9 protein-coding genes and 2 pseudogenes are annotated in these 11,041 nt (G+C 35.3%); 8 read left to right on the top strand and 3 right to left on the bottom strand.

The window, feature by feature from the left end; all coding sequences use genetic code 11:
* Nucleotides 1-143 precede the first annotated feature (143 nt).
* A complete protein-coding gene (locus FC57_RS09780) occupies nt 144-809 on the bottom strand; it encodes a hypothetical protein (RefSeq protein WP_007127073.1) in 666 nt (221 codons plus the stop codon).
* 144 nt (nt 810-953) lie between these two features.
* Here FC57_RS09780 and FC57_RS09775 point away from each other — a divergent pair, with 144 nt between their 5' ends.
* The 7 genes from FC57_RS09775 to FC57_RS09745 all read left to right on the top strand — a co-directional run bounded on the left by FC57_RS09775 (nt 954) and on the right by FC57_RS09745 (nt 6,604).
* Entirely contained in the window at nt 954-1,712 is a 759-nt protein-coding gene (locus FC57_RS09775; protein WP_007127074.1) for a lysophospholipid acyltransferase family protein, read from the top strand.
* A 135-nt stretch (nt 1,713-1,847) separates the two neighbouring features.
* Nucleotides 1,848-2,684 carry a glycosyltransferase gene (locus FC57_RS09770; RefSeq protein ID WP_007127075.1) on the top strand — a complete coding sequence of 279 codons (837 nt, stop codon included), beginning with the start codon at nt 1,848-1,850 and terminating at the stop codon, nt 2,682-2,684.
* A gap of 15 nt (nt 2,685-2,699) precedes the next feature.
* Nucleotides 2,700-3,656, top strand: coding sequence for a glycosyltransferase family 8 protein (locus FC57_RS09765; protein WP_007127076.1), 957 nt, complete (start codon nt 2,700-2,702; stop codon nt 3,654-3,656).
* 12 nt (nt 3,657-3,668) lie between these two features.
* Entirely contained in the window at nt 3,669-4,616 is a 948-nt protein-coding gene (locus FC57_RS09760) for a glycosyltransferase family 8 protein (protein WP_007127077.1), read from the top strand.
* Complete coding sequence (locus tag FC57_RS09755; RefSeq protein WP_007127078.1) at nt 4,613-5,482, top strand: lysophospholipid acyltransferase family protein; 870 nt, start codon at nt 4,613-4,615, stop codon at nt 5,480-5,482. Before FC57_RS09760 ends, FC57_RS09755 begins: the two co-directional genes overlap by 4 nt.
* A gap of 93 nt (nt 5,483-5,575) precedes the next feature.
* A complete protein-coding gene (locus FC57_RS09750; protein WP_007127079.1) occupies nt 5,576-5,806 on the top strand; it encodes a cytochrome b5 domain-containing protein in 231 nt (76 codons plus the stop codon).
* Between the two features lie 165 nt (nt 5,807-5,971).
* Complete coding sequence (locus FC57_RS09745) at nt 5,972-6,604, top strand: LysR family transcriptional regulator (RefSeq protein WP_007127080.1); 633 nt, start codon at nt 5,972-5,974, stop codon at nt 6,602-6,604.
* 39 nt (nt 6,605-6,643) lie between these two features.
* Here the strand turns inward: FC57_RS09745 and FC57_RS09740 are convergent, their stop codons facing one another.
* Nucleotides 6,644-8,494 (bottom strand): flavocytochrome c, encoded by a 1,851-nt coding sequence (locus FC57_RS09740; RefSeq protein WP_187364788.1) that lies wholly within the window; start codon nt 8,492-8,494, stop codon nt 6,644-6,646.
* 122 nt (nt 8,495-8,616) lie between these two features.
* On the opposite strand from FC57_RS09740, the pseudogene FC57_RS09735 reads away from it, so the two are divergent.
* Nucleotides 8,617-9,540: pseudogene (locus FC57_RS09735) on the top strand (LysR family transcriptional regulator).
* Between the two features lie 39 nt (nt 9,541-9,579).
* Here the strand turns inward: FC57_RS09735 and brnQ are convergent.
* Nucleotides 9,580-10,943 (bottom strand): annotated as a pseudogene (gene brnQ / locus FC57_RS09730) (branched-chain amino acid transport system II carrier protein).
* Between the last annotated feature and the right edge of the window lie 98 nt (nt 10,944-11,041).

Raw genomic sequence — 11,041 nt, 5'->3', positions numbered from 1 at the left:
GGTTCGATCCCCTGGCCACCCATAATATGGAAATTGCACTGCAAGGAGTCGGTGCTTTTTTTGTGCCTAAATTTATATAATAAAAAAACTGGTATATCCATGTTGATTAGCATAGATATACCAGTTTTTTCATATCCTATTTTTTAAAATCCAAACAACAGTAAATTATCGCCTTCAACATTTATGTTGCCGTCTTTCTTAAGTTGTTTCAATGAAGCCATTACAAACTTCTTTTGACTTCCCTTAAGCTTTTTAGCAGCCTTTGTTGCCGCATTAAAGTCGCGCTTATTTTGTTTATTCTTAAGACTGGTGATGTCTTTATTAGCACTTCTGTTACCGATTCTAAGCAGTGGCTTAGTTACTCCACGCATTGCTTTGCTATTCAAGTAGTAATATTGCAACATGGCTTGGGTAGTCCAGCAACTATATTTCTTATCTTTAGAAGCAACTAAATATAATGGAGCTCCACTAATATTACCGTGGAAGCGAACTACTTTTTCGACCCTAAATTTAACATTTTGAACTTTCTTAGGGCTAAGTGTTTTACCTTTAAAAGCCTTGTAGTGCTTTAAAGCATATTTATAGTTAGCTTTTCCTACATAAATTAGATCAGCATCCTTAGAATTTTTAACCCTTAAAATATAACCTTGCTTAGTTAACTTAGGCTTAGTTTCAATAACTGCTTTAGGATTTACATTGGTAGTTTTTGGAGCACTACTTGCAGTAGCATGAACAGTTGTCGTAGCTGTGCTCAAAAACAAACCAGCAACTATGGCAGAAGAAAACAAGATTTTTTTATTAAACTTCATGTTTTAGCGTCTCTTTCTTTATCCTTTTATTAATGCAAACGTATTATTACACAAAAAATCAGCCTAATGTCATTTATTTTGAAAATTTTTGCCAAAATATTTTTCATGATAAGATGAACACATAGATTTTTAAAGGATGAATACATGAAGCGGATTTATTATTATCATAAGCTTACAGACGATGTAGTAAGCAGTCACGATCAAAATTACAGTTTACCTGATGACTATATTATTTTGCCCAATTCTCGCGGAGCTAAGATTTGGTCTTCAGTTGCTCGACGCTTAGCTGCCGGTTTTGGCTGGATCGTCTTCCGTTTTTTCGATGACGTAAAAGTAATTGGTAAAGAAAAACTAAAACAGGTAAATGATGGTTATTTCATCTACGGCAACCATACCAGACCAATGGGTGATGTTTTTACTTCACTTACAATTTTTCCTATTAAAAACTTCTATGCAATTGCAGGACAAGCTAATTGGGGCATCCCCTTTATCGGTAAATATCTTGTCCGCTATGGTGGTCTTCCCGTTGGCAAAGATATAAAACAGTCAATCAAGTTGATCAAAGCTATTCAAACGGTGATCAAGGATAAAAAGGGCGAGGTTTTAATCTATCCTGAAGCGCATGTGTGGCCCTATTACACCAAGATTCGACCATTCGACGCCACCAGCATGCATTTCCCTGTTAAATTAGATGCACCTAGTTTTGTCATGACTAAAACTTATCATAAGAAACGTCTAGGATCGCATCCTCGGGCTATAATTTATATCGATGGTCCATTCTATCCGGATCAGACTTTGAGCCGTAAAGAGGCGCAAAATAAGCTCAATGATGAAATCTGGAAGACAATGAATGATCGCGCTAAGCTTAGTGATTATGAATATTGCAAATACATAAAGAAATAAGGTTAAGAAGCGTCTACTTCTTAACCTTATTTTTATCCCAACTCAGAAAAATTATCTTCACATGGTATTATATAGAATATATAAATTAGCAATTTTAAATGCCAATATTACTTTTAACATTCTATAGGAGATTACATGAATATACTTTTTTGTGGAGACGAAAACGCGGAAGATGGCGTCTTGATCTCTACACTTTCTTTAATAAAAAATTCTGGTGCTAAGGAGCTACATCTGTACATTCTCACCATGGAGGCTCATAGTGATGAACGCAGATATCAGCCTTTCTCTAAACATGCTGCAGATTTTATCCGCAGTCTACTAGTAAAAGCTAATCCTAAAAATACGCTGGAATTGATCGATTGCACGAACTTATTCGTTAAGCAGCCACCAACTGTCAATATGAACACACGCTTCACGCCATATGCCATGTTGCGACTGTTTGCGGATCAATTGCCACAGATTCCCGATCGCATTTTATATCTGGACGATGATATCGTCATTCGACGCAATATCACGACTTTTTATAAGCAAAATATTAGAGGAATTGAACTAGTTGGCGTACTTGATTATTGGGGGAGATTCTTCTTCCACAACGTCAAAACCAAGCGGGTTTTTGACTACCTTAACTCAGGTGTTTTGCTTTTAAACATGCCGAAGATCAAGCAAACGGGGCTTTTTGCCAAGGTACGTCATATGATGCAAACAAAGAAAATGTTTTTGCCAGACCAGTCCGCAATTAATAAGCTAGCTGTAGCCAAGCGAGTTGTACCACGTTGTTACAACGAACAATACAGATTGCATAAGAATACCAGGATTCAGCATTTCACTACTAGTTTCCGGTTCTGGCCTTACTTTCATACCCAGACGGTTAAACCATGGGACGTTGATCGCGTACACAGCGTTTTGCATCTGCACGAATATGACGATTTACTCAATGAATATCTCAAAATACGTGATAATTTAAAGAATTAAATTGGAGGAACAACTTTGAAAACTATACCTGTTTTTTACACCATTAGTGATAATTACACCCCTTATGCCTTTGTCTCAATTCAATCATTGATTGATCATGCCGATCCTAAGAAGGATTACACCATTACTCTTTTAGTTCAAAAGATCTCTGACGAGCACAAAAAGAGCCTAGAAGGCATGTCAACTAACAATATTCATGTACATGTCTTTCACATTGACGATGACATGGTGAAGCCAATTCATAAAGGCAAAGAAAACTACTTACGGGCACAATTTTTCACCATGTCTATCTTTTATCGTCTCTTTATTCCAGAATTATTTTCTCAATATGATAAAGCCGTTTATTTAGATGCTGACACGATTATTTGTACAGATATTGCGGATCTTTATAATATTGAGATCGGTGATAACATGTTTGCCAGCTGTCCTGACTTATCTATTCGTTATATGCCACTTTTGCAGAAATATATTAAGGAATGCCAAGGTATTTTGCCAGCCGAAAAGTATATTAACAATGGTGTCATTCTCTTTAATATGAAAGCTTTCCGTGATAAACATTTTGTCGACAAATTCTACTACTTAATGGATAAGTATCATTTCGACAATGTTGATCCTGACCAAGCTTACATGAATGAAATCTGTGAAGATAAAATCTATCATTTGCCAAAGGAATGGGATGCCATGCCTAACGAAAGCATCCCTGAAATCGAAAATCCTAAGATTGTGCACTACAATCTTTTCTTCAAGCCTTGGCACTTCGCTGACGTACAATACGCTCACTACTTCTGGGACGTTGCTAAAACAACGCCATATTATAATGAATTAAAGAAACAACTAGCTGATTTTACTGACGCAGATCGTAAAAAAGCTCGTGCTGATCTTGAATGGATGGCTAAAAAAGTTGATATGATTGTTGCTGAACCTAATACTTGGGCTAAAGTTAAGCAACATGAATCAGTTAAAATCGACTAAGAAAGGAAAACTATGACGGTACCAATTTTCTACAGTATTAGTGACGATTTCACTAAATATGCAGCTGTTTCGCTTAATTCATTAGTTAAGCACGCTAATCCTGCAACAGACTATACTGTATATTTCTTAAATCAAGATTTATCAGATGAACATCAAAATGATCTACATAATTTAAGCAGCAAAAACGTCCATGTTAAATTTGCCCATATCGATGATAAATTAGTTAAACCAATTCAAAACCGCAAAGAAAATTTCTTACGTGCTGATTTTTTCACCATGTCGATTTTCTATCGTTTATTTATTCCAGAACTATTTCCTCAATATGATAAAGCAATTTATATTGACAGCGACACTATTGTGAATGACAATATTGCCAAGCTTTATAATATTGATTTAGGCAATAATTTATTCGGTGCCTGCACTGATTCATCAATTCAATATGTTGCCAAAATGGTTAAATACATCAAAGATGTTTTAGCACTTGATCCTAAGAAATATATTAATTCTGGAATGTTAGTAATGAACGCTAAGGCATTTCGCAATGAGCACTTTATTGATCATTTCATGGACTTATTGGAAAGATATCATTTTGACTGTATCGCACCCGATCAAGATTATTTAAACGAAATTGGTGAAGGTCGAATTTTGCATCTTGATCCACGTTGGGATGCTATGCCCAATGAAAATACTGAACCAATTGCTGATCCCGGCTTGATTCATTACAATCTTTTCTTTAAGCCATGGCATTTCAAGGGTGTTCAATATGAAGAATACTTTTGGACAAGCGCTAAAGAAACTAAATTCTACTCTGAATTACAATCCGAGTTAGATAATTACACTGATGATGAACGAGCTGTTGATCGACAAAAGCTTGATTACATGCTTTCTAAAGAAGATAAAACTGAAAATGACCCTAATAATTGGGCCCGAGTTAAAGAACGTGAGGCAGTTAAATTATGATTTTTGGCGATAATCGTGAAGCAGTAATTAAAAATATTAAAAAAGCCGCTAATGCTCGCGACTTTACAGCCAAGGTAGAAATTGGCGATCCCCAAATGTCACTTGATGAGCGATTAAAATTAGTCAACGATTACTGGGAAAACCGCAAGAAGTTTTCTTGTAAAATTAATAATCGAATCGGCCATACTATTTTTGATACCCTAGCTAAAACCTTAGCTAGCTCAACTGAATTCGAAGGGTTGGAAAATTTAAACAATCTACCTATTGGTGGTGCAATCGTAACTACCAACCACTTTAATCAAATCGATTCTTTACCAATTAAATTACTGGCAGACAAGATGCATCGTCAATTATCAATTGTTATTGAAGATACTAACCTGATGCTTCCCGGATTTTTCCGTTATTTGATGAATTATGTAGGTACAATTCCTTTAGTTCAAAGTCCAAGCTATATTGCTAATGAATTCCCTAAACATCTAAGTGAAGCTTTAAGTAAGAATAATTGGATACTAATCTACCCTGAACAGGAAATGTGGTGGAATTATCGCAAGCCTCGTAAATTACAACGTGGTGCCTACTATTTTGCCGCTAAACAAAATGTTCCTGTTATCTCAACCTTCATTGAAATTAAAGATTTACCTAAAGTTGAAAAGAAAGATTCTAATTTCTACGAAACCAAATACATTGTGCATGTACTGCCACCAATCTTCCCTGACATCTCATTAAGTGCAAACGAAAATGCTCATAAAATGATGGAGCAGGATTATAATCAAAAAGTCGCTGCCTATGAAAAAATTTACGGCAAGAAGTTAGATTATGATTTCTTAGATTGGGATATTGCTGGCTGGCGTGGTCACCTTTCATAAGAAAGACGTAAGAAAAGCTAGAAGCATGCTTTCAATGGTGACATCATGTTACTATTAATGTAATACAATTTTACTTTAGAAAGGAGCTTCTCTATGAAAGAATTCACGAAAGAAACTCTATCCAATTATGATGGCAAAAATGGCCGTCCAGCTTACATTGCCGTAAATGGCATTGTCTATGATGTAACTAATAACTCTCACTGGATTAATGGCGAACATCATGGGATGAGGGCCGGACGTGATGTAAGTTTTGACTTAACCAACACTTCACCACACGGTGAAAAAGTTCTAGTTCATGTTAACCAAGTAGGTACTTATCACTAGAACCCATAATAATTTTGATCTAAAAATGAATCCATTNGAATCCATTGAAAAACCAGGCATATGCCTGGTTTTTCTTTTCATGTGATATTCAAAGATTGTTTACCAATGAAACAAATAATATAATAATAGTTAGATAGATGTATTAGTATAGGCGAGGTGTTAAAGATGAACTTAAATCAATTTTATTATTTTAGTGAATTGGTCAAATGTCACCAATTTTCTAAAGCTGCAAAGAACCTTCATATTTCTCAACCTAGCCTATCTAATTCAATCAAGACTTTAGAAAACGAATTAGGTTGCGAGCTGATTGAGCGTAAAAATGGACGGATCGAACTAACTAAATATGGTCATATTTTTCTTGAAGCAACTGAATCAACTATCTCAATCCTTGAAAAAACTAAAAGGGATATTATTCAAACCAAACAAAATGAAACTAACACTATAGAAATAGGATGCATCCCAACTGCTGCCGAAACTTTTGTGCCTTATTTCATATCTAAACTAGAAAAAGTTAGTCCTATACCCATCCATTATATTTACCATACAGCAATATCTCCTCAGATTTGTCATGATATTCGAAATGGAAACTACAATGTGGGAATTTGTGCTAAGGTTGAGGGCTATCCTGACTTAACTTTTATTCCTCTATATATTGAAAACACAACTATTATTCCAAAGAATAAAACGATTTTTTCATCTAAATCACCTAAAAATACTCGAGAAATTTATTTAGTCTATAATTCTAAAATCAAAATATCGAAAACAGCTAAAAGTTTAATTGATATTATTGCAGATTAAAAAGAACTGGTTAATGACCAGTTCTTTTTTACGTCTAATTTAATTACTTTCTTTAAAAGCCGTGTTGGCAGCAATTCTACCAAAAGTAAAGATGTCAGCCAGAGAATTACCACCTAAACGATTACCGGCATGAATCCCACCAGCAACTTCGCCTGCTGCATAAAGTCCTTTAATTACATCACCACGTTGATCAATTACATGAGCATCAGTATCAATCTTTAAGCCACCCATTGTATGGTGAATGGCAGGCTTACGCGGCGTAGCGTAAAATGGTGCGACCTCACACTTCAAATTAAACGCGCTTTTACCAAATTCAGGGTCTTTTCCAGCATCAACATAAGAATTATATTTCTTGATTGTTTCTTCAAGTACTTCTGGCTTCATGCTAATTTGTTTAGCCAAGTCGGCCAATGTATTAGCTCTGAAAAGCGTCCCTGCCTTCACCTGCGCGTCAATTGACTCTTGAGTAGTGTTATAGGCAGTCGCCTTAATTTTGTCATCAGCGATTAAATAAAAGAGCCCGCCGTTAGCAATTGCAGCTTTAGCTAAAGTATCACGTTCCGCAAACTCATTTACAAAACGCTTTCCTTTTTGATTAACCATAATATAGTTCTCAGGTGGCGTTTGCAAACCTGTAAACAATTCCCCAGTCTTTGGATCAGAAACTGGCATCAACTGAATAAAGCCCATACCAACCAAATCTGCACCAACTTCCTTACCTAAGTTAATACCATCACCGGTAATAGCTGGTGAATTAGTAGTAGGCATGTTACTATCAATGTGCTTCCAATATGTGTTGTACTTTTGTACCATCTTCATGTTGGCACCAAAGCCGCCTGAAGTTAAAATTACAGATTTAGCATGAACCGTAACTTGAGAGCCATCACTTTTTTCTGCTTGTACACCCACAACTTGATTATCTTTCACAAGCAAATGCTTAGCACGTGTTTCAGTCAAAACTGTAGCGCCATGGGCTTTAATCCAATCGCCTAATACATGAATATAAGCATAGCCCATCGGTTCAACCGGCTTATGTCCTCTACGCCAAAGCGCACCGACTGGCATAGTTACTTGACTGTCATCGAATTTTACGCCTAATTTTTTAAGCCATTTAACGGAATCCAGTGCATTATCAACAAGTTCCTTAACCAAAGCGTAATTACCATGAATTTCATGACCGTTTAAATCTGTACGTTTACCACCAACATAAGTTTGAATTTCATGTAATAATTTTGAGTCAAATAAGTAATTAGCGCCAGAATCAATATATTTTTGAATTTGCTTTTGAAGAGCTTCAAAGTCAGCACGATACTCTGGATCAATCTTGTCAATTGGGGTAGCTGCCAGCTTTTCAAGATCTTCTTTTTCCCCAGCTAAAGCCTTGAATTTCTTTTGCCATTCTGGTTGAGCCGCATTCATTGGTCCACCAGCACGAGTAGTATTTCCACCAATTTGTGGGTACTTTTCAAGTACAATTACTTTTCTACCATGTTGAATACTACGTGCAGCTGCAGCTAAGCCTGCACCACCAGCGCCGATAACTACAACATCTGTATCATACTCTTTATTTTGATGAATGGTCTTTTTAGCTGGCTTCGCACGATTTCTCCATTCATCTGCATTCCCACCAGCTTCATTAATAGCTTCCGCTACACCATCAACTACGCCATGACTAGAAATAGTAGCACCACTAACTGCATCCACGTTCAAAGTCTGATTAGCCACAATTAACTTAGGCAAGCGATTGAACACTTCGTCTGCAACGCCCTTGGTTTCCCCACTAGAATCAACATTAATATCTTCAATTTTATCTTCCGATAACGTAACTTTCATTGGCATATAGCTAGAGCCATGACCCTTAGCTTTTACATTATATGTACCTGGTTTCATTGTCATAAAAATCTTTCCTTTCCTGTAAAGGCTTTCTTCTTTATTTTAATAAGAAAAAAATCTTAGGTAAAATAGTTTTCTAGCTAATGGGTTATAATAATTTTATTACTGGAGGTACACTCATGAACGATCCTGAAGCATTATTACATTATCTTGATGTATTGCTTAAAGAAAGTAATTTTACTAAGGCTGCTCGCGAATTATATATTTCTTAGCCATATTTGACACAACTTATTAAGCGAATCGAGAAAAAATTGGGAACACGAATCATTAACCGTGATCATGTTCCATTTTCACTCACTGAAGCTGGGATGATTTATTATAAATACCTTGAAAACATTTCCTACAATGATCAGCAACTTGAACGTGAATTAGCACCATTCACTCAACCCAATAAAGAAATCATTAAATTAGGAATTTTAGAAAGCTTAGGTATTTTTTTATTACCCAAACTTTTACCAGCATTTTTACAAAAAAATCCTAATGTAGAAATTCAACTATTTGAAAATTCTCCTCGTCAAAACGAAACTAACTTGCTTAATGGCGATATTGATTGTTATATTGGTCAAACACCAGAGACCATCTCACACAACCTAGATTATTCAGTCAAGGATGGAGAACAATATTACATCGTTATTCCGCAAACCTCTTCTTATTTCCAGCCTGGGCGATTTATTTTGACATCAGATGCTCTGGACCTAAAAGAGATTTTGCAGGCTCCTATGGTCTTAAGTGCTTCTGAGTCGGCTATTCGCCACCAAGTTAATGGGCTCTTTCAAAAATTTCATATTAAACCCAATATTGTATTGGAAAGCAAAAGTATCATTACAGCTACTGAGTTAGCACTTAAAGGAATAGGTCTCACAATTTCATCTGCCAGCATTTTAACTCGTATGAAGCAAACACCAATCAATTTATTACCTATTAACGAAAACCTGATTTACATCAATTTCTTCATCGCTACAAGAAAAAATAAAAAGATTTCTCCAATGTTGAAAGAATTAATTGACTCTTTCAATAAACTCAATCTAAAAAGCAGTATTTAAAAAGCATTGATAAGTTTCTCGCTTATCAATGCTTTTTCATTATTTATTAGTTTTAAATTTAAAAATTATAGTTCCAACTATTAATCCCACAAGCATTGGCACTAGCCACGACAATCCTTGATCTGCTAAAGGCAACATATTTCTAATATGCGCTACACCCATACCAAATGCACTGCGACTAACCACAGTAGGCATACTTACAATCATATCAAAAATTGCTGGAATCAATGTAAAAATAATACTTGTCCGATACACGATTTTATTTTTCTTAAATATATTAGTAAAAACAGACAAAATAATCAGCACAATCGCAATAGGATATAACAACATTAATGCAGGTTTTGACCAAGAAATAATAGTTTCTAATCCACAATTAGCCACCAAAAATGCAGCCATACATGAAATTGCCAACCATTGGTGATAACTTAACTTTGAGTAGTGGGCATGAAAATCTTGTGCAAAGGCAGCAACTAGACCTACAGCAGTTGTAATACAAGTTAAAACAATTAACGCGGCTAAAATAGCTTGCCCAAAAATACCAGCATAGCTTTGTACAATTTGAGAAAAAGCTACACCACCATCACTAGAAAGTTTAAAACGTCCCAAAGACATTGCACCAATAACAATTAAGAGTAAATAAATTAATCCAATAGCAGACATGCTAAAGATGCCAGATTTAGCAGTTACTATCGCAACGCTTTTATCTTCTTTTTTACCCATTTGCTTAATTGCCGTGATGATCGTTACACCGAATGCTAAACCCGCTAATGCATCCATAGTATTATAGCCTTCTAAAAAGCCATTTATAAACGAAGCGCTAGCAGAGCTATAAGACTTTACAGCCGCAACTGAATTAGGATCACCCATTGGAAAAAGGAATGCAATTAAAAATATCAAGAAAAGTAATAATAAGAAAATTGGATTTAAGATTTTTCCTAAAGTAGTTAAAATATCACTTTCTTTATAGGAAATAATATACGCAAAAATAAAAAATATTGCTGTAAAAACAAATAAACCAATTTGGTTATATTGTTTAGGAATAAAAGGAGCAATACCTACGGTGTAAGATACTGTAGCTGTTCTAGGAGTTCCAAATAACGGTCCGATTGTTAAATGGACCAAAGTTAAAAAGATTAAGGCAAAACTTGAACCTACCGGTAACCCAATATCATAGACTCCATTTGCATGCATAAAAGCCACAGCAAGTACAGAAAATAAAGGTAATAATACACCGTAATTAAGAATCCTACAGCTGCCAGCAACCAATTATGACCTGCTAATTGGCCAAGATGAAGGGGAAAAATTAAGTTGCCTGCACCAAAAAATAATGCAAACAACATTGAACTAATAACGAAATAATCCTTTTTAGATAAATCACGTTCTATCTTTTCAATTTCATTCATAATCTAATAACATCAATCCTTTAAATTTTATTACGATTGATATTATCTCATAAAGCATAAAATAAATCTAAGGCACGCAAAAAGGAGACCTTCCTGGC

The sequence above is a fragment of the Lactobacillus ultunensis DSM 16047 genome, assembly GCF_001436305.1.
In the GTDB taxonomy this organism is placed as follows: domain Bacteria; phylum Bacillota; class Bacilli; order Lactobacillales; family Lactobacillaceae; genus Lactobacillus; species Lactobacillus ultunensis.
Note: the sequence above shows the minus strand (reverse complement) of the source record. Positions and strands in the feature narration are given on the sequence as shown.